The sequence below is a fragment of the Peribacillus psychrosaccharolyticus ATCC 23296 genome (genome assembly GCF_000305495.1).
GTDB lineage: Bacteria > Bacillota > Bacilli > Bacillales > DSM-1321 > Peribacillus > Peribacillus psychrosaccharolyticus.
On record NZ_AJTN02000204.1, the window covers coordinates 31,078 to 51,277 of the forward strand.

At 40.8% G+C, this 20,200-nt stretch carries 19 protein-coding genes and 1 pseudogene; 1 reads left to right on the forward strand and 19 read right to left on the reverse strand.

All coding sequences use genetic code 11. From position 1 onward, the window contains the following. Positions 1–20: 20 nt before the first annotated feature. The 6 genes and pseudogenes from gndA to mce all read right to left on the reverse strand — a co-directional run. A pseudogene (gene gndA / locus WYK_RS13690) lies at positions 21–1,376 on the reverse strand (NADP-dependent phosphogluconate dehydrogenase); the annotation flags it as partial. 144 nt (positions 1,377–1,520) lie between these two features. Further along, positions 1,521–2,759 (reverse strand): DNA polymerase IV, encoded by a 1,239-nt coding sequence (locus WYK_RS13695; protein ID WP_040375043.1) that lies wholly within the window; start codon positions 2,757–2,759, stop codon positions 1,521–1,523. 52 nt (positions 2,760–2,811) lie between these two features. Continuing rightward, positions 2,812–3,267 carry a chemotaxis protein CheW gene (locus tag WYK_RS13700; RefSeq protein ID WP_040375044.1) on the reverse strand — a complete coding sequence of 152 codons (456 nt, stop codon included), beginning with the start codon at positions 3,265–3,267 and terminating at the stop codon, positions 2,812–2,814. 64 nt (positions 3,268–3,331) lie between these two features. After that, on the reverse strand, positions 3,332–4,453 hold the full coding sequence (locus WYK_RS13705) for a tripeptidase T (RefSeq protein ID WP_040375045.1): 1,122 nt from the start codon (positions 4,451–4,453) through the stop codon (positions 3,332–3,334). A 73-nt stretch (positions 4,454–4,526) separates the two neighbouring features. After that, entirely contained in the window at positions 4,527–6,077 is a 1,551-nt protein-coding gene (locus WYK_RS13710; RefSeq protein ID WP_040375046.1) for an acyl-CoA carboxylase subunit beta, read from the reverse strand. Between the two features lie 12 nt (positions 6,078–6,089). Beyond that, on the reverse strand, positions 6,090–6,494 hold the full coding sequence (gene mce, locus WYK_RS13715) for a methylmalonyl-CoA epimerase (RefSeq protein ID WP_040375047.1): 405 nt from the start codon (positions 6,492–6,494) through the stop codon (positions 6,090–6,092). A gap of 162 nt (positions 6,495–6,656) precedes the next feature. Between mce and prli42 the strand changes: the two genes are divergently transcribed. Beyond that, positions 6,657–6,752, forward strand: coding sequence for a stressosome-associated protein Prli42 (prli42, locus tag WYK_RS26030; protein WP_152526474.1), 96 nt, complete (start codon positions 6,657–6,659; stop codon positions 6,750–6,752). A 43-nt stretch (positions 6,753–6,795) separates the two neighbouring features. Here the strand turns inward: prli42 and WYK_RS13720 are convergent, their stop codons facing one another. The 13 genes from WYK_RS13720 to WYK_RS13775 form a co-directional block, all read right to left on the reverse strand. Continuing rightward, positions 6,796–7,332, reverse strand: coding sequence for a dihydrofolate reductase family protein (locus WYK_RS13720; RefSeq protein WP_040375048.1), 537 nt, complete (start codon positions 7,330–7,332; stop codon positions 6,796–6,798). 68 nt (positions 7,333–7,400) lie between these two features. Continuing rightward, entirely contained in the window at positions 7,401–7,877 is a 477-nt protein-coding gene (locus tag WYK_RS13725) for a L,D-transpeptidase (RefSeq protein ID WP_040375069.1), read from the reverse strand. Between the two features lie 57 nt (positions 7,878–7,934). Then, positions 7,935–8,930 carry an aromatic acid exporter family protein gene (locus WYK_RS13730; RefSeq protein ID WP_040375049.1) on the reverse strand — a complete coding sequence of 332 codons (996 nt, stop codon included), beginning with the start codon at positions 8,928–8,930 and terminating at the stop codon, positions 7,935–7,937. Between the two features lie 137 nt (positions 8,931–9,067). Beyond that, entirely contained in the window at positions 9,068–9,790 is a 723-nt protein-coding gene (locus WYK_RS13735) for an amino acid ABC transporter ATP-binding protein (protein ID WP_040375050.1), read from the reverse strand. Further along, a complete protein-coding gene (locus tag WYK_RS13740) occupies positions 9,783–10,442 on the reverse strand; it encodes an amino acid ABC transporter permease (RefSeq protein ID WP_040375051.1) in 660 nt (219 codons plus the stop codon). The genes WYK_RS13735 and WYK_RS13740 overlap by 8 nt, the downstream gene beginning before the upstream one ends. Positions 10,443–10,553: 111 nt before the next feature. Next, positions 10,554–11,366: a transporter substrate-binding domain-containing protein gene (locus WYK_RS13745; RefSeq protein ID WP_411838344.1), complete on the reverse strand. Its 813-nt coding sequence runs from the start codon at positions 11,364–11,366 to the stop codon at positions 10,554–10,556. Between the two features lie 269 nt (positions 11,367–11,635). Further along, complete coding sequence (locus tag WYK_RS13750) at positions 11,636–12,073, reverse strand: BrxA/BrxB family bacilliredoxin (RefSeq protein WP_040375053.1); 438 nt, start codon at positions 12,071–12,073, stop codon at positions 11,636–11,638. A gap of 195 nt (positions 12,074–12,268) precedes the next feature. Continuing rightward, positions 12,269–13,372, reverse strand: coding sequence for a methylmalonyl Co-A mutase-associated GTPase MeaB (gene meaB, locus WYK_RS13755; RefSeq protein ID WP_040375054.1), 1,104 nt, complete (start codon positions 13,370–13,372; stop codon positions 12,269–12,271). Continuing rightward, positions 13,372–15,558 carry a methylmalonyl-CoA mutase gene (gene scpA, locus WYK_RS13760; protein WP_040375055.1) on the reverse strand — a complete coding sequence of 729 codons (2,187 nt, stop codon included), beginning with the start codon at positions 15,556–15,558 and terminating at the stop codon, positions 13,372–13,374. Before scpA ends, meaB begins: the two co-directional genes overlap by 1 nt. Continuing rightward, a complete protein-coding gene (locus tag WYK_RS13765; protein ID WP_040375056.1) occupies positions 15,555–17,399 on the reverse strand; it encodes a methylmalonyl-CoA mutase family protein in 1,845 nt (614 codons plus the stop codon). The genes scpA and WYK_RS13765 overlap by 4 nt, the downstream gene beginning before the upstream one ends. Before the next feature lie 245 nt (positions 17,400–17,644). Further along, the gene (locus WYK_RS24950) at positions 17,645–17,797 is read right to left on the reverse strand and encodes a hypothetical protein (RefSeq protein ID WP_161629137.1); all 153 of its coding nucleotides are present in this window, start codon (positions 17,795–17,797) and stop codon (positions 17,645–17,647) included. 111 nt (positions 17,798–17,908) lie between these two features. Further along, positions 17,909–19,183 (reverse strand): dihydrolipoamide acetyltransferase family protein, encoded by a 1,275-nt coding sequence (locus WYK_RS13770; protein ID WP_040375057.1) that lies wholly within the window; start codon positions 19,181–19,183, stop codon positions 17,909–17,911. A gap of 21 nt (positions 19,184–19,204) precedes the next feature. Beyond that, the gene (locus WYK_RS13775) at positions 19,205–20,188 is read right to left on the reverse strand and encodes an alpha-ketoacid dehydrogenase subunit beta (protein WP_040375058.1); all 984 of its coding nucleotides are present in this window, start codon (positions 20,186–20,188) and stop codon (positions 19,205–19,207) included. Positions 20,189–20,200: the final 12 nt, after the last annotated feature.

Below are 20,200 nucleotides of genomic sequence, written 5' to 3' on the forward strand. Positions count from 1 at the left end.
CCAATTGGTGACGTTTATAATTATTTTTCCATCCATTCTGTATGGAATGTTCCTTCTTTATCAACACGTTGGTACGTATGAGCACCAAAGTAATCACGTTGGGCCTGAATCAGGTTTGCCGGCAGCGTTTCTGTCCGGTAGCTGTCAAAGTAAGATAGTGCAGCAGATAATCCTGGAACAGGAATTCCGTTTAGTACAGCAGAAGAAACGACTTCTCTAAGCGCCCCTTGGTAGCCTTCCGCTATATTCTTAAAGTACGGATCAAGAAGCAGGTTATTAAGATTTGCATCACGATCGAATGCATCTTTAATTTTTTGTAAGAATTGTGCACGGATAATACATCCACCGCGGAAGATCATGGCGATTTCACCATAACTTAAATTCCAGTTATACTCTTCTGAAGCTGCTTTCATTTGGGCAAATCCTTGAGCATATGAACAAATCTTACTCATGTAAAGAGCCTTCCGAACACTTTCGATATAGACGGCTTTGTCTCCGTCAAACGCAGAAATAGTTGGACCGCTTAACAGCTTGCTTGCTGCTGTACGTTCGTCTTTAAGACTTGAAATATAGCGGGCAAATACAGATTCCGTAATAATTGGAAGCGGCACACCAAGGTCAAGAGCGCTCTGACTTGTCCATTTACCAGTGCCCTTTTGTCCTGCTTTATCAAGAATGACATCTACCATCGGCTTACCAGTTTCTTCATCATATTTCTTGAAGATGTCTGCCGTAATCTCAATTAAGTAGCTGTCTAGTTCACCTTTATTCCACTCAGCAAATACTTCATGTAATTCCTCTGCTGAAAGACCGACAACATGTTTTAAAAGGAAATAGACTTCAGAGATCAACTGCATATCTCCATATTCAATTCCGTTATGTACCATTTTCACATAATGACCGGCACCATCTGGTCCGATATACGTGCAGCATGCATCTCCATCAACTTTGGCAGAAATGGCTTTTAAAATCGGCGCCACAAGTTCATATGCTTCTAGTTGGCCGCCAGGCATGATAGAAGGACCGGTTAATGCACCCTCTTCTCCGCCTGAAACACCCGTTCCAATGAAATGGATACCAAGTTTGCTTAACTCGTCGTTACGGCGCTGTGTATCTCTAAAGAACGTATTCCCGCCATCAATCACAATGTCGCCTTTATCTAGAAGTGGTTTTAACTGTTCGATGGTCGCATCAGTCGGTCCACCCGCCTTAACCATAAGTAAAATCTTACGTGGTTTTTCAAGGGACGCCACAAAGTCTTCCATCGTATAAGCAGGATAAACGTTTTTTCCTTCTGCTTCTTTCATCATATCTTCCGTTTTTTCTTTTGAACGATTATAAACGGATATAGAGTATCCTCTGCTTTCAATATTAAAATTACACCAATTTGCTGTTTAGTCAACGTCATCTACTCCATTCTTGTCTTGATTTATCTAGAAGAGTACTTACCCCTTCTATTTTACACGTTACGTGAGAAAAACAAACGAAAAACCCTTGAATATTGGAATAAATCTCTTCATTTAATCAAGAAAATCTTTACTAAAGCTTGTATCTGCCTGCCCGGTTTTACGAACGGGAGGAAGTCCTTTTTTTATTATTCCCTTGCCGTATTTGCTCTGCAGCTGCTGCATTACATTATACAACGGTTCCTTAACAGCTTCCTTTTCATAAGAAAATAAATCCAGCTGTTTATAAGCTGATTCCTTTTCGATTACCTCGAAAGCTGTGACACCAAGAAGCCGGACGTCTTCACCATTCCAATGTTTGGTGAATAACTCGATAGCTAGTGCATGAATTTCTTCACTCTCTGAAAAAGCATTGGCGACTAATCTGCTCCGTGTCACCGTACGGCGGTCCTTATAACGAATAGTAACACCTATCTTATGCCCGACCAAACTTTTATTCTTCAACCGTTGTGCAACTTTTAATGAAAGTCTGCCCAGAACAGCTGTCAGCTCCTTTTGACTATTTGTATCCTTTGGGAGCGTAGTCGAATTACCGATGCTCTTATGTTCATAAATCGATTCTGGGTCCACCGGCCGATCATCTATACCCATAGCCCGGTTTTTCAATCTTGTCCCATTTATACCAAGCAGCTGCTTCATGAGACCATCAGGAGCATGTGCCAGATCACCGATCGTCCGAATCCCCACAGCGTTAAACTTTTCCGCTGTCTTATTCCCGATTCCATGCATCTCGCCCACTTCATATGGCCACAGAATTTTAGGTACATCCCTTTTCCTTAAAATGGTTATCCCAAGCGGTTTTTTCATATCAGAAGCCGTTTTAGCTAGAAATTTATTAGGTGCAATTCCAATACTGCAAGGCAGATCCATGGTTTGAAGGATGCGGTTTTGGATTGTTTCGGCAATCTCAATCGGCGTACCCATCTCCGCACAATCACTAATATCAAGGTACCCTTCATCAATCGATACCGGCTCAACCTGTTCAGTAAAAGATCGTAGAAGATCAAAAATCCCAGATGAAGCCGTTCGATACCGTTCGAAATTAGGCTTCATCACAACTAGACTAGGACAAAGCTTTTTAGCTTCCCAAAGCGGCATCGTTGTTTTAACGCCGAATTTTCGTGCCTCATAGCTGCAAGTCACAATAATTCCCCGTCGTTCCTCTACATTGCCTGCTACTGCCAACGGTTTTCCCTTTAACATGGGATTATGAGCCATTTCAACTGATGCATAAAAGCTATTCATATCAACATGAAGAATGACTCTGCCATTTTTCGGATACATCTGATTCATTATTGTCACATCCTTGGTCTAGCTGTTGCCTTTTAAAAAAACAGCCTTCCTGTTAAGGATGACTGTGCAGGTTTAGGTTTTCTACTCCATTCAGCATAAATAACTTTTGGGGATCCATAATCGTAATTAAACGGCCATTCACATTCGCTACACCAAGAAAATAATTCCGGTTAGCAAGTCCTAGCATTCCTAATTGTTTAACCGCGACGCCTGACAGATCCAAAATTTCTTTGGCCTCCTCAACGATTAACCCCATTTGCTGCTGATCCATACTTAAAATGATCCATTTGAGCTGACCGTCACTGCTTCCTTTAGAGGAATCAAATAGTCTTTGTGTATGAACCAAGGGAAGGATTTCCCCTCTTACTACACACATTCCAGCTACGTAATCAGGAGCTTGGGCAGCCGTTATCTCTCCTGGATTCTCAATTGATTGTACACATTCAATCGGCAGGGCATATTCCGCACCTCCAACCATGAACACTACTACTTTCGTTATCTTGCTCATCCATTCGACCTCGCTATCTTAAAAAAACGGGGATTTTCTACGAATGAAAATCCCCATTTCCCCTTTATTCGCCCGCAGTTTCAGCTATAATGGCAAGAACCATTTCAGCAAGCTTGCTTAGTTCTTCAACAGGAATTTTTTCATTTGTTGTATGAATCTCTTCATAACCTACAGCCAGGTTAACCGTTGGAATACCGAAGCCTGCAATAACGTTAGCATCACTGCCGCCGCCGCTCTTCTGAAGTGTTCCAGGACGGCCGATTTTAGCTGCCGCTTTTTTAGCTACCTCAACAACATGATCACCTGCTCCATATTTAAAACCAGGATACATAACTTTTACTTCGACTTCTGCTTTGCCGCCAAGCTCTGCTGCAGCTGATTCGAAGGCATCCTTCATTTTCTGAACTTGTTGTTCCATTTTTTCCGGAACAAGTGAACGTGCCTCAGCTAAAATCTCTACATAATCACAAACAATATTCGTCTGTTGTCCGCCCTCAAAGCGACCAATATTTGCAGTTGTTTCTTCATCAATACGACCAAGCGGCATTTTTGAAATGGCTTTAGAAGCAATTGTGATAGCAGAAATTCCTTTTTCCGGTGCTACACCAGCATGAGCCGTTTTACCGTAAATACGTGCGCCTACTTTTGCCTGTGTTGGAGCAGCCACAACAATTTCACCAACTTTTCCATCACTATCAAGTGCATAGCCGAATTTAGCCGTTACAAGTGAACGATCCAGTACTTTAGCACCCACAAGTCCTGATTCTTCACCAACCGTTATAATAAATTCAATCGTCCCATGGGCGATATTTTCTTCTTTTATAACACGCAAAGTTTCAAGCATAACAGCTAAACCAGCTTTATCATCAGCACCCAAAATTGTTGTTCCATCAGAAACGATATAGCCGTCTTTTATGGAAGGCTTGATGCCTTTTCCTGGTACAACTGTATCCATGTGTGATGTGAAATAGATGGTATCTACGCCTTCTTTATTTCCTTTTAACGTGCAGACAAGATTTCCTGCTCCATGTCCAGTCTGACTTGTTGTATCATCTTCAAAAACGTCTACTCCAAGGGAAGCAAACTTTTCTTTTAAGACTTTAGCAATGTCAGCTTCATGTTTTGTTTCAGAATCGATTTGTACTAATTCAAAAAATTCACTTACTAAGCGTTCTTGATTAATCATACTCGTCTAACCTCCAATAATTATCTCCAATTAAGTATACGTCTAATGTTGAAAACCAGCAAATCTTGCAGCCTTATAGAGGGATATTGCCATGTTTTTTATATGGACGGCTATCTTTTTTATTACGCAGCATGTCAAGTGACTGGATGAGTTTAATCCTTGTTTCGCGTGGATCAATAACATCATCAACCATCCCCTGTTTGGCTGCCACATATGGATTCGCAAATTTTTCGCGATATTCTTCTATTTTTTGTGCACGCGTCTCTTCTGGATTTTCACTATTTTGAATGTCACGGGCAAAGATAATGTTGGCTGCTCCTTGAGGGCCCATTACTGCGATTTCAGCGTTTGGCCAAGCAAAGACCATATCAGCACCAATTGACTTACTGTTAAGGGCTACATAAGCGCCTCCATATGCCTTACGGAGAATCACTGTCATTTTCGGTACCGTTGCTTCTGAATAAGCATAAAGAATTTTTGCCCCATGGCGGATAATTCCCCCATGCTCTTGTTTAACCCCTGGGAAGAAACCAGAAACATCTTCAAACGTAATCAACGGAATATTGAATGAATCACAGAAACGGATAAATCGTGCGGCTTTATCCGAGGAGTTAATATCCAGTCCTCCAGCAAGAACCTTCGGCTGATTGCAGATTAGTCCAACGACTTCACCCTTAATCCGTGCTAGTCCGATTACAATATTCTTTGCAAAGTCCTTTTGAACCTCCATAAAACTATTTAGATCGACAACTTGATCGATTACTTTCCGGACATCATACGGTCTTAAACCATCGAATGGAATAACATCTGTTAAATCAGGACGGTAGTCTTCCTCTAAATCCGCTTCAAGCCGTGGAGGTTTTTCTTCATTATTCTGTGGTAAATAACTTAATAATGCTCTGACTTGAGAAAGAACTTCCTCTTCCGTTTCCCCTTGAAAATGAGCATTGCCGCTAATACTATTATGTACTCCTGCACCGCCTAAATCCTCAGAACTAATTTTTTCTCCCGTAACCGTTTCAATAACCTTTGGTCCTGTAATGAACATTTGGCTTGTTTTCTCGACCATGAATACAAAATCAGTAATTGCTGGTGAATACACCGCTCCGCCTGCACAAGGTCCCATAATCACTGATATTTGCGGAATAACTCCTGAATAAATGGCATTACGATAAAAAATATGACCATATCCATCCAGTGAGACGACACCTTCTTGTATCCTGGCCCCGCCTGAATCATTTAACCCGACGAACGGTGCGCCATTTTTTGCGGCAAGGTCCATTACATTCGATATTTTCTTCGCATGCATCTCCCCTAATGCACCGCCAAAGACTGTGAAATCCTGAGAAAACAAATAAATAGGCCGCCCATTCACTTTTCCATACCCCGTAACGACCCCATCACCAGGCCCTTTGACCTGATCGAGACCAAAATCAACACTTCGATGTTCAATGAAAGGATTTAACTCAACAAAAGTTCCAGGATCAACTAAAAGCTCAATTCTTTCTCGTGCCGTTAACTTTCCTTTCTCATGCTGTTTAGCAATTCGGTCGTCTCCGCCCCCATTTTCCACTTCTCTTCTTCTATCGTATAAATCATTTATTGTTTCATAGATATCCGTCATGTTTACTCCCCCTTAATTTTGCTGTTCACATAGTTCGAATAATACGCGTGCTGTTGATTTTGGATGGATAAAAGCCACTTTAGCCTCATGCGCACCCAGGCGTGATGTATCATCAATCATCGTAATTCCCTTCTCTTTCAACTCCTCAATTCTACTTTCGATTCCCTCTACCCCTAATGCAATGTGATGGATCCCTTCTCCGCGTTTTGCTAAGTATCCAGCAATTGGACTTTCTTCTGATAACGCTTCCAATAATTCTAGTCTTATATTCCCCGCAAACAAGAACGCTACCTTAACCCCTTGGTTTTCTACAGTCTCAATTGCTTCTAACTTCATCCCAAAGACCTCTGTATACAGCGGAAGCGCGTCATTTATTGAATGAACGGCAATTCCGATATGATCAATTTTCTGTATCATCTTTACCTCTCCCCTTCTACCATTATGTAACTATAACAATATTCTATCTATTCTGACGAAATAACACCAGTAATAATTGTTAAAACCCCTAGAACTTCTGCTTGTTTATCTTTTTTATACACGTTAAAATAAATATAATCACTTCCGAAAGAGGAGATGTCCATGAACAATAAAAAAAACAGAAAAATTGTTGTTTATTTAATGCTCGCTTGCATGCTTCTGACTACACTGTTTTCCGGAATCGCCGTTTTCTTATAAAAAAACGTGAAAGAGGCTGCCCTTCTGGGACAGCCTCTTTCACTTACCTTCTCTTGACAACGTAATGTAATTCCACAAATTGATTAAAGGTTCTAGTACCTTTTAAAGAAAGTTCCAGCTCATAATCCCCTGTTTTAAATAAAGGAATTCCTTCTCCTATAATTGTTGGGGCAACAGTCAAGATTAGTTCATCAACTAATTTTTCTTTTAAAAACGTATGTAATAAATCACCGCCTCCAACCATCCAAATATTTTTCCCTTCTTCCTTTTTCAAGTGATCAGTAAACGTAACGCTGTCTTCATTAACAAATTTAACATGATCTGTATCATGCAAGTCTGACCTAGAAAAAACATAACAATCCTTCGTTTGATAAGGAAATTGACCATTTTCCTGATTCATTATCCAATCATACGTTCGTTTACCCATTATGACCGTATCCACCGTTTCGAAGAATTCAGAAAAGCCATTATCTCCTTCCCCTTCAACCCTAAATAACCACTCTAATGAGTCGCCTTTTGCCGCAATATACCCATCCAAGCTTTGGGCAATAAACAATACAATTTTTCTCTGGTTCTTCATCCTATCCCTCCTGAAAAAAAAGCAGTCAGATTTCTAATATGAAATCCTCTGCTTTGTGTGATAAATCTTTATTTAATGGCTCCCTGTTCCTTAGCAAGGGTCTTGAAATCTTTTGAGGAACTGGTGATCAGCACTTGGGTTCCGATAGGCACTTGCTCATATAGTTTTTCGATATTCTCTTTTGAAAGCCGGACACAGCCATTGGAAATGTATTTCCCGATGGATTCGGGTTGATTGGTGCCATGAATTCCATAAATGCGGCCATCTGTATTTAACGCATCAAACCCAATCCATCTTGAACCAAGCGGATTCCGCGGATCACCGCCAGGGATATTTTTTTTACGATAATATGGATTAACCGCTTTAACCGTTACCGTAAATAATCCCTCAGGAGTCAGCTCCTTGCTTTTTCCGGTACCTGCTGAAAATACCTCCTGAACTTTGTTCCCATTAATAAATGCAACTTTGTTCAACGCCTTATTAACGATGACAAACGGTTCACCAGGTGCCACGGCGGGCACGTCATGAAGCACAGGAAAAAGCATAGCAGTCAAGACAATCGATAAAAATAATTTCATAGTAAACATCCTTATCGTTTTTGCTTAGTTTAGGCCTGTCCTTCTCTTTTGATGCATGGTTTGTTTAACGGGAAGTCCTTTAAAGTTTCGTTTAATCAGCAGGTACTCTTCTATTTCTTTCATCAGCTGCAATAGGGCTGCTCTAGATTCAAATTCCTGCCGCGTGCTTGGAAGTTTCATTTCTTTAAAAACAGCATCCATTTCTTTTAACTTTCCCAAATAAACAATTGCTGTATTTTGCGGGTGCACATTTTCACCAAGTTCGGCTATAAATTCGGCCAGCATCCCGCTCTGTTTGACACGTAAGGGTAAGTTCGCAACCAATGGAAGAATCCGTTCAATGATGGAAAATTGTTTTTCTCTCATCTTAAAATAATGATAATAAATATCTTCCTCACGTAAGAAATGGTTTTCAACGTCACGGAAAGCCAAGGTCTTAGCTTCAGCTAATAATTTCCCTGTTTCCGTAATTTCCCTGCCGTCCCATTCACTATCCTCATTCCTTAAATAAAGGGAGACTTCTTTAAGGATTTTGGAAAAATTCTCTTCAATCTTTTCCTGAAAAACAATTAACTTATTATCGAGACTCGGCATATACCAGTTAACCAAAAGCGCTACACCTATCCCTATACTAATCAACGCTGCCTCATTAAGAAGCAGCTTCCAGGTGATTTCCCCAGCTGTATATAGATGCAGGATGATGACGCTGCTCGTTACAATCCCCTCATTAACTTTTAAAGCAACGGTTGTAGGAATAAACAGCAGCAACATCAATCCGATAACCCAAGCATTAAAGCCTAAGACTTGAAATAAAACAGCCGAAAAAACGATGGCAATCATACAAGCGATTAACCGTGAAACGGACGCCCTTAAGGATTTCTTTTTTGATACTTGAATACAAAGAATCGTAATAATTCCTGCCCCAGAAAAACTATTCAACCCAAGAAGCTGGGCAAGAAAAATAGCTGCTGTAACTCCGACTGCCGTTTTAATTGTTCGATAACCAATCTTAAATGTCATGCTGTATCACCCTGATTCATTAGTGTTATCCTAATAGTACCAGCAATTGGTTTATCAATCATCTTTTACTAGTCAAACGCGCATAAAAAATAAGCCTCACTGTATCAGGATATCCTGTACAGTGAGGCTTACGCTTTTTATAATACTTTTTCGAGAAAATCTTGGGCACGTTGACTTTTCGGTGTGGAGAAGAATTCTTCTGGGGATGCATCTTCAATTAGATTCCCGCCATCAAGGAAAAGAATTCGATCCGCAACCTCGCGGGCAAAGCCCATTTCGTGTGTAACAATCGCCATTGTCATGCCTGAATCCGCAAGTGATTTCATAACGGCCAGTACTTCTTTAACCATTTCTGGATCTAGTGCTGAGGTTGGTTCATCAAAGAGCATAACTTCAGGCTTCATAGCCAGTGCTCTTGCAATCGCAACACGCTGCTTTTGACCACCGGATAATTTATTTGGATATTGATTTTCTTTTGCAGCAAGTCCAACCATTTCTAAAAGCTCCCGGCCTTGTTTTTCTGCGTCAGCCTTTGAGATACCTTTGACCTTCATCGGAGCATAGATGATGTTACCTAGCACTGTCTTATGTGGGAACAAATTAAAATGTTGGAACACCATTCCTACATTTTCACGTACCTTTGAAATGTCTATCCCCTTTGTGGTGATTTCCTTATCTTTGATCCAAATTTGACCTTTTGTTGGTGTTTCCAGCAGGTTCAAACAACGAAGGAAAGTCGATTTACCCGAACCAGACGGCCCGATAATGGCGACGACTTCGCCCTCTTTAATGGATGTATGAATTCCTTTTAATACATCCAGCTTACCAAAGCTTTTATGGAGGTTCTCTATTTTAATCACTACGTCTCATTCTCCCTTCAATGACCTTGCCGATAATAGTCAGGATCATAACCATGACATAATAAATCAAGCCGGCAATTAAGATGGGTTCGAAGAATTTATATGTCTCTCCACCAACAATGTATGAACGACGCATAATATCTCCGAGACCGATGATGGTCACAACGGCTGATTCCTTAGTAAGGGTAATTAGTTCATTCATTAATGCTGGTAAAATATTTTTAAACGCCTGTGGTAAAATGATGTTCAGCATACTGCTTTTATATGGAACACCCAAAGCTTGCGCTGCTTCCATCTGACCTTTATCCACAGCCATAATTCCACCGCGGATTACTTCAGATATGTAAGCAGCTGAATTTAACCCGAAGGATAAGAAGGCTGCCTCGAAGGCATCTATTTGCACACCGAATAGCTGCGGTGAACCAAAATAAATCAGCATTAATTGTAAAACAAGCGGTGTCCCGCGAAAGATCGAGGTATAAAAATCAGCGATCCAGTTTAATGGTTTTAATTTGCTTATTTTCATTAAGGATAGCAAAATCCCTAAAACAAACCCAATCACAGCTGCAATTCCTACAACCTGTAAGGTAATTGGAATTCCTTCCAAAATATAAGGAATCGAAGGCATGATTCTTTCAAAATCTAAATTCAAAACTCTCTTCCTCCCTCAGCTTCTACTTTCTGATAATACAGATTATAAGGCCTCATGGAAAAACGTTCAAAAGGCCGGCCTTTTGAACGTCTCCCCACTCTTCTATACTGCTTATTTTGCTGCTCCGTCTCCGAACCATTTTAGAACTAATTTCTCTACTTCGCCATTTTCTTTCATTTCTTTCAGTTTTTCATTAAATTCATCTTTAAGCTTACTATCTTTTTTAAAGGCGATTGCGGAACCTGCCTCTTCGCTGCCGTCTTCAATTAATGAACCAACTAATTCTTTATTGTCTGCAAGATAGCCTTTTGAAACAGTATCTTCAATTACAGCTGCATCGTAACGGCCAGAAATGATTTGCTGTACAATCTCAGGAATACGATTTAGCTTTTCCACTTTAATATCTAACTTTTCTTCTTTCACTAAGTCTGTAACAAGCCCTTCTTGAATAGAAGCCAATTGTACACCTACTGTTTTGCCTTCTAGGTCAGCGGGTGTTTTAATGTCACTGCCTTTTTTCGTAATAATCATGTTTCTAGAAGTATAATAGGTATCACTAAAATCTACTGTTTTGATCCTTTCAGGAGTGGGTGTCATTCCTGCTAGTACTAAATCTGCTTGTCCATTTTCTAGAGCTGGAATTAAGCCGTTAAAATCAATATCCTTCGGTTTTACTTCATAGCCTAGCTTTTTCCCTAAGGCCTTCGCTAAATCTACATCAAATCCCTTAATTTCTTCTCCTGTAGCTGTTTCAACAAATTCAAATGGCGGGTAATCCGCTGAAGTTCCCATAATCAATACGTTCTTATCTGTATCATTGCTGCTGCCAGTTGATGATTCATCCTTATCATCAGATGTTCCACATGCTGTAAGTACTCCTGCTAAGATAACAGAAGTAAACACAAGGCCAAATCTTCTCTTCAATTTCATGCTGTCTTTCCTCCAATTAAAAAATTATTAGATCAATATCATTATTATTTTCAAGATATTTTTGTCCTATCCATTCGCTAAAATTATTTTAACATATTTCTATATTTATTCAATATTATTTATAAATAAAAATAGTAAAACAGAAATAAATCGTATTGACTACTGAGTTTAATGGATTTTTGGTATATTTTACATATACATAATATACTTATAGGAACAAACGATGTATAAAAAAAGCAAAAAAAAAGCCCGGTGTACCAGGCTTAAATTTCTTCACAATATTGTTCAAAGTAAGTTTGTAGTTTATTGACTACTGACATTGGATCATGACCTTCAATTTCGTGCCGCTCTACCATAGTTAAGAACTGTCCATCTTTTAAAATTGCGAATGATGGAGATGAAGGCGGATATCCTTCAAAATAATCACGAGCCTTTTCAGTAGCTTCTTTATCTTGTCCGGCAAAAACAGTGACAAGATGATCAGGACGTTTATCATAATGAATGGAATGTGCAGCTGCAGGTCTTGCAATTCCTCCGGCACATCCGCATACGGAATTAATCATGACAAGTGTTGTACCTTTTTGAGCAAAGGCTGAATCAACATCTTCTGGTGTTGTAAGCTCTGTATATCCAGCCGTTTTGATTTCCTCACGGGCATTTTTAACCACATCATTCATTAAAAAATTAAAATCCATATTCATGTGAGTGCTCCTTCCATCTTTCTTCTATTGTTCCCTAACATCATATCAAGATGTTTCCTTTCAATCAATCTTTTTACCTACAACAATAATAAGTGAAAAATAGGTTTAGAATAGTTGGACTCGGGTAAAACATAAATACCCCTAAATTATATAATCACAAATGGATAGCAGAAATTCTGCTATCCTTCTTTTTTGTTATTTATAAAAGTTGATAAAGGCTTCATGTACCGCCTGTGTCACGGTTTTTTTGCCGGCAATGACTTCATTTTCTAATTGGGGAAGCATCCGTTTTATTCGTTCATTTTGAAAGAAGAGCGTTTGGAGCTGCTCATTCACAAGTGAATACAGCCATTCCTTTGCTTGCATCCTCCGACGTTCTTCAAATACACCTGATTGCTTCGTCAATTCAGTGAAGTCTCCAATGACCTCCCATAGGGCAGGTATTCCTTCTCCATTCAATGATGAACAAGTCAACGACTTCGCTTGCCAGCCTTTTGTAGGCGACTTAAGAAAATGAAGAATGCGGCTATACTCAGATTTCGTTCTCAATGCAGCCGTTTTGTTCGAACCGTCCGCTTTATTGACAACAATCATATCAACAAGCTCAAGAATCCCCTTTTTCATCCCTTGCAGTTCATCCCCTGCTCCGGTTAAAGCCAGTAAGAGAAAAAAGTCAACCATACCACGGACAATTGCTTCACTCTGCCCGACACCGACGGTTTCTACAAGAATCACATCAAAACCAGCGGCTTCACACAAAAGCATCGTTTCACGGGTCTTGCGATGAACACCGCCAAGCGTGCCTTCTGAAGGCGAAGGACGAATAAACGCCCGTGGATTTCGCGCTAACTCCTCCATCCTCGTTTTATCTCCAAGAATACTTCCGCCATTAATGGAAGAACTGGGATCAACTGCAAGCACAGCGACTTTATGACCAGCCTGACAAAGAAAGGTCCCAAATGCCTCAATAAATGTACTTTTTCCTGCTCCAGGAACACCAGAAATTCCGATTCTAATCGATTTACCAGTATGCGTCATGATGGATTGGAGCAGACTTTGGGCATATTCAAAATGCTGGGGTGAATTGCTTTCAATCAGCGTGATTGCTCGGGCAAGCCTAGCCCGTTCGCCGAGAAGAACGCCCTGCTTTAGTTCTTCGATATCTTGTGGACGTTCTTGTTTCTTAACGAATTTACGTACCTTTGTATCTGAGCTGACGGAACGCTTGACACCCTCCTGCACAGAGGAAGTAAATCCATCTTCGTTTTCTTCTGCCCATTCCGGCTTTTTGCCGCTCATTATTCAGTCACTTCCTCATATCCAAGACGGCGGTATATTTCATGAAGTACCCTTTTAGCACTCTCAGGGATCACGGTTCCTGGTCCGAATATAGCGGATGCACCATTTTGAAGCAGGAATTCATAATCTTGAGCAGGAATCACTCCGCCGACAATGACGACAATATCCTCTCTGCCAAGTTTCTTTAATTCGGCTGTCAATTGCGGAAGCAGCGTTTTATGTCCTGCTGCAAGTGAACTCATCCCGATCGCATGAACGTCATTTTCAACCGCTTGAAGGGCCGTTTCTTCTGCTGTTTGAAACAGTGGACCTATATCGACGTCATATCCTAAATCAGCAAATGCGGTAGCCACCACTTTCGCCCCGCGGTCATGACCATCTTGACCCATTTTTGCCATTAAAATTCTCGGTCTTCTGCCTTCTTGTGCTAGGAATTCTTCTGTCATAGCTATCACTTCTTCTATATCGCTATCATTTGCATAGGACGAACTATACACACCGCTTATTGATCGTATAACAGCTTTATGTCTGCCCGCTGTTTTTTCAATCACATCAGAAATTTCTCCAAGCGTTGCACGTGCTCGAGCAGCCTGAACAGCTAGTTCGAGCAGATTTCCAGTCCCTGTTGCAGCCCCTTGTTCAAGTGCTTTAAGAGCTTTTTTGACAGATACATCGTCACGCATTTCTTTTAGTTCACGAAGCTTTTGCAGCTGACTTTCCCGAACAGCGGTATTGTCTATTTCCAGAATATCAATTGGATCTTCTATTTCAAGGCGGTATTTGTTGACCCCGACAATCGTTTCTTCCTGCGAATCAATTTTGGCCTGTCGTTTAGCTGCTGCTTCCTCAATCCTCATTTTCGGAAGGCCTGTTTCAATGGCTCTTGCCATGCCGCCTAGGTTTTCGATTTCTTCAATATGCTCCCAAGCACGATCAATTAAAGCCTTCGTTAATGATTCAACATAATAGGAGCCTGCCCATGGATCAATCACTTTCGTAATCCCTGTTTCTTCTTGAAGATACAGCTGCGTATTTCTTGCAATTCGTGCAGAGAAATCTGTCGGCAAGGCTATGGCTTCATCTAAAGCATTTGTATGAAGAGACTGAGTATGTCCAAGTGCTGCTGCATGTGCTTCGAGTAAAGTTCGGACCACATTATTAAATGGGTCTTGCTCAGATAAACTCCATCCAGAAGTTTGTGAATGGGTGCGGAGTGCCATGGCTTTTGGACTTGCCGGTGCAAATTGTTTCATCAATTTTGCCCAAATAAACCGTCCAGCTCTCATTTTGGCAATTTCCATGAAATAATTCATTCCAATACCCCAGAAAAAAGATAACCGCGGTGCAAATTTATCGATATCAATGCCAGCTTCGAGTCCCGTACGAACATATTCAAGTCCATCCGCAAGTGTATAAGCAAGTTCGATATCAGCTGGTGCCCCAGCTTCCTGCATGTGATAGCCCGATATGCTGATGCTGTTAAATTTCGGCATATATGTGGATGTATATTCAAAAATATCAGCAATGATCTTCATAGACATTTCGGGAGGATAAATATAAGTATTACGAACCATATATTCTTTTAAGATATCATTTTGAATGGTACCTGACAGCTTATCTTGAGTTACTCCTTGTTCCTCAGCTGTCACTATATAGAAAGCCATGATAGGCAGTACTGCTCCGTTCATCGTCATAGACACCGACATTTGATCCAGTGGAATTCCATCGAATAAGCGCTTCATGTCCAGAATCGAATCAATAGCCACACCTGCCTTACCCACATCACCCGTCACACGCGGATGATCAGAGTCGTAACCACGGTGCGTTGGAAGATCAAAAGCAACAGAAAGCCCTTTTTGACCCATCGCTAAATTCCGCCGATAAAAAGCATTCGATTCTTCAGCAGTGGAGAAACCTGCATATTGTCTAACTGTCCATGGTCGATTGACATACATGGACGGATAAGGTCCTCTTGTATAAGGAGCAATTCCCGGAACACTATCCATATGTTCTAAATTTTCACGATCTTTCTTCGTATATAGTGACTTAATCATGATTTGTTCATTACTTTCAAAAAGTACTTCTTCAATTGAATCCTGAACCATTTGGTTTACCTTGCTACTCTGAATCGATTCTTGGTTTGACTTTTTAGTAGGCTCAACTTTTGTAAAATCCGGCTGCCTCATGCCTTCACCCCCAGCTGTTTATGCCATTCCCTCAGAAGCTCGACGGCATTGGTTTTACTATGAAGAACATCTTGGATTCCCGCTTCTTTAAACTCGGCCTCGACTTCTTCTTTTTGTTTCCCTGCAAGATATAATCGAACCTGCGGCAGTTCCTTCTTGATGTCTTTTACAACCTGTACCTTATAATCTTCATCACTTCCACATAGACAAAGCGTATGTACGCTGGTTTTTTTGATAAAATCAATTGCATCTACTCCGGAGCCTTCGACAACCTCAATTCCTCCCGCTGCTGCCAACGCCTTCATAAAATCAGCATGAGGTTTATAATTCTTAAGTTCTCCGAATGTGAGCAGCCCAATTTGAGGGGCTTCACCGCTTACCTTACGATGTGCCGCACTGCGCTGCCTTAACTCTTCGAATGGTTCTGCGAGCCTTTTTAGCTTAATAGCTGGAATAGACTGTGGATCAGGTAATGTATAGTAACTAGTTATTTCTTTTACCGCTGATCTGTCTGACCCTATATCAGCGGGATTTGGGTAGACATTTGTCCCAATAATACTTACCTTGCGCGATGCTAAATCATGTTCTCTCTTCTTGAAGACATCCCTTATTTCGTCTTGAATTTTTCCTTCTTGAAGTAAGGGCAGGATTCCTCCTGAAGTATGTATATCAAAGAATTTTTCCCACGCTTTGACCGCTATTTCATCCGTAAGTTGTTCCACATACCAAGAGCCGCCCGCGGGGTCTGCCACTTCAGTAATATGTGTCTCTTCTTTTAGAATGAGATGAATATTTCGCGCAATTCTGTCGGCTGCCTGATTTTCTTTAGATGACGTATGATTAAACGGATGAACCTCAAGGTATTGAATACCCCCAATGGCCGAGGCAAAAGCTTGATTCGCTGTGCGGAGAATATTCACATGCTCGTCATAAAGCGTTTCTGACCGCTCTGATGTAACAGCATGAATCACCATTTTAAAATGATCAGCATCTGCATGATAAGCATCGGCAAATTGAGCCCATAGACGTCGAGCTGCCCGCAATTTTGCAATATTCATAAAATAATCTGAATCCACTGCGAACGAAAATATCATTTTATCTACAAGATCTTCTACCGTAAAACCATTTTTCTGCCCTTCTGCTAAATATAATGCAGCTGTTGCAAGAGCATACGCAAGTTCCTGAATAGCGGAAGCTCCGGCATTATGATAGCTCACTGACTTTATTAGGATACTTTTAACTTGCGGAGCATGGCTGTCCATCTCTCTCAATGTATGAAACCAGCTTTCAAAAAAGGATTCTGGTTCTCTAGGAATCTGTCCATCCACACACCATTCAGCAACTGGATCTTCTGCTAATACGCCAGTAAGCGAACTGGTCAGCTTTCCTAACTGCGGCAGCAAGTTTTTTTGTAATCCTCTGGCATCGATATACAATGGCAGCTGATTAAGCGGCAGCCCATCAAGTAATTCTGTAAGGTCACCGTTTACAAGTAAGTCCGCAGGGAAAACAATTGCATTTTGACCACGTAAGAGAGCTGATTTCATTTTGCGATTGGCTTCTTTGCAATCAGTACCTCCAACAGGTTGGCAGACTGCCCACGGCTCGTCATGATAGCCATTGGTATAGATCCCTCTCGTATAGGGAAACTCACCGGGGTTTTCTGTGTCAGTAAGGGAGACGTTATCGTCCGTATAAAGCGGATTTAGTGTAATCCCTTCATAAGTAGGTGTTTTAAGTTTATCTATGGTTTTCTCCCGTAAAGCAGCCTCAGCAGCTGAACGCCATTGATCATAATCAGATTTAGGAAAGGAAAGGTCTTTAACGTTATCAATATTCATGTAATCGCTTTCTTATTTCTATATGGAGAAACCTGATAAAGCGCTGTAGAGCGAACGCTCAGTCAGTACGAATAAGAAAGCTGTCCCCCTTCACACTTTTTTGAATTATAGTAACATTCTAACATATCTAAATTCTAAATAGAAAGCTACTATTATCGGTTTTCCCATTTCTCCCTTCCTCTTTGGATATCTAAACCAGACCATTTTAAAAGTCGATTCAACTTTTTCTAGTTCACGTTCATTATTTACTCATTCATGTACCTATCAGACATTTTCTCTGTATCCGAAAGAAATTTCTCCATTATCGTTTGGTATTCCTTCTCACTAAGAATCCCGACTAGTTTGCTGATATAGGAAAAATGAATAATTTTCTTCTGAATTCGTTTTGAGGTATTCATGTTCTTTGCTCCTTTCTTTTTATATTATGTGGTAATGACAAAAAGTTTCCTTAAGGCAAAAATAAAAATGCCTCGAAAAGTCGTTAAAACGAAATTTCGAGACATTCTTTATTAATAAATCGGTGTATTTTCCTTCGACATATCTTCAATTATTTCTTTCACTCTGGCAAGAAATTTTCCGCAAACTAGACCATCAAGTACCCGATGATCCAACGATAGACAAAGATTAACCATGCTGCGTACTGCAATCATATCATTCACAATAACAGGACGTTTAACAATCGATTCTACTTGCAGAATTGCTGCCTGCGGATAGTTAATGATGCCCATAGATTGAATGGAACCAAATGACCCAGTATTATTAACGGTAAATGTTCCACCCTGCATTTCATCTGATTTAATTTTACCTGTTCTCACCTTGTCTGCAAGTTCAGTAATTTCACGGGCAATGCCTTTAATGGTTTTTTCATCTGCATGTTTGATTACGGGAACGTAGAGCGCTTTATCCGTTGCTACCGCAATCGAGATATTAATATCCTTCTTTTGGATAATTTTATCTCCTGCCCACATCGAATTCACCTCTGGGAACTCTTTCAAGCTCTGAGCAATTGCTTTCACAAAAAAGGCGAAATAGGTTAGGTTATACCCTTCCTTTTGTTTAAATTCCCCTTTAAGCGAATCCCGATAGTTAACCAGGTTTGTTGCATCTACTTCAACCATGGTCCAAGCATGCGGCACTTCCTGTTTACTGCGAAGCATATTAGCTGCAATCGCCTTACGAACACCACTTACAGGTACTTCAATATCTCCTTTATGAACGGGAGCAGTTCCTATTGGAGATGTTTGCTCGACTTTTGGTTTTGGTTGAGTTTGCTCTTCGGTTTTCACTTTTGGTTGTGCTGTCTCTTGAGGAAGGTCTTTCATTTCAATCTGCTTCAAAAGATCTTTACGAGTAATTCTCCCCTCGCGTCCAGTACCCTGAATGGTAGTTAAATCAATACCATTCTCCTGTGAGAGTTTTAATACGGCTGGAGAATACCGGCTCTTCATGGAATTTCCTTCTGAAGCATTATACGCATCTTCTATTGCCTGCTCAGGTTCATCCCCACGAAGATCTTCATTTTCTATAGTTGTGCTTGAGCCAGTTTCTGTTTCAATCACACAAATCACTTCACCAACAGCCAGTGTTTCGCCCTCTTCTGCTTTTAATTCCTTAATAGTGCCGGAAAAAGAAGAAGGTACTTCAGCATTTACTTTGTCTGTCATGACCTCAGCAATTGAATCGTATTTATTAACCACATCGCCTGGTTTAACCAGCCAGCTGCTGATTGTTCCTTCCGTGACGCTTTCACCAAGCTGCGGCATTTTCATCTGTTCGATTGTCATTTAAACACCCCTGTTTCCCTATTAGTACTCAGCCAGCTCCCGCATTGCTTTTTCAACTTTATCTGGATTAACCATGAAATATTTCTCCATCGTTGGTGCATACGGCATAGCTGGGATGTCAGGACCTGCGAGTCTCATTATCGGCGCATCGAGATCAAACAAGCAGTTTTCTGCTATAATCGCTGCTACTTCCCCAATAATACTGCCTTCCTTTGTATCCTCTGTAATCAGTAATACTTTTCCTGTCTTCGATGCTGCTTCCACAATTGCCTCTTTATCTAATGGATAGACAGTTCGTAAGTCTAATACATGAGCAGAAATACCATCACTCGCTAATTTTTCTGCAGCTTGAAGGGCGAAATGGACACATAAACCATATGTAATCACCGTAATATCTTCACCTTGACGTTTTACATCTGCTTTTCCGATTGGCAGAACATAATCATCAGCTGGAACTTCCCCTTTAATTAGACGATATGCCCGCTTATGTTCAAAGAACAACACAGGATCATCATCCCGGATGGCTGCCTTCAGCAAGCCCTTTACATCATAAGGCGTTGAAGGCATCACAATTTTCAAGCCTGGCTGATTAGCGAATATCGCTTCTACGGATTGTGAATGATACAGAGCTCCATGCACACCGCCGCCATAAGGAGCTCGGATGACCATCGGACAGCTCCAATCATTATTCGAACGATACCTGACTTTTGCAGCTTCAGAAATGATTTGATTGATTGCCGGCATGATAAAGTCAGCGAACTGCATTTCTGCAATGGGCCGCATTCCATACATGGCTGCTCCAACGCCGACGCCTGCAATCGCTGATTCAGCAAGCGGTGTATCAATCACACGGTGTTCGCCAAATTGGTCATATAAACCATGTGTCGCTTTAAATACACCGCCCTTTTTGCCAACATCCTCTCCTAGGACAAAGACCTGGGAATCTCGTTCCATTTCCTCCCGTATAGCCATCGTCACTGCATCTATATAAGAAATTACTGGCATTGCTATTCCCCC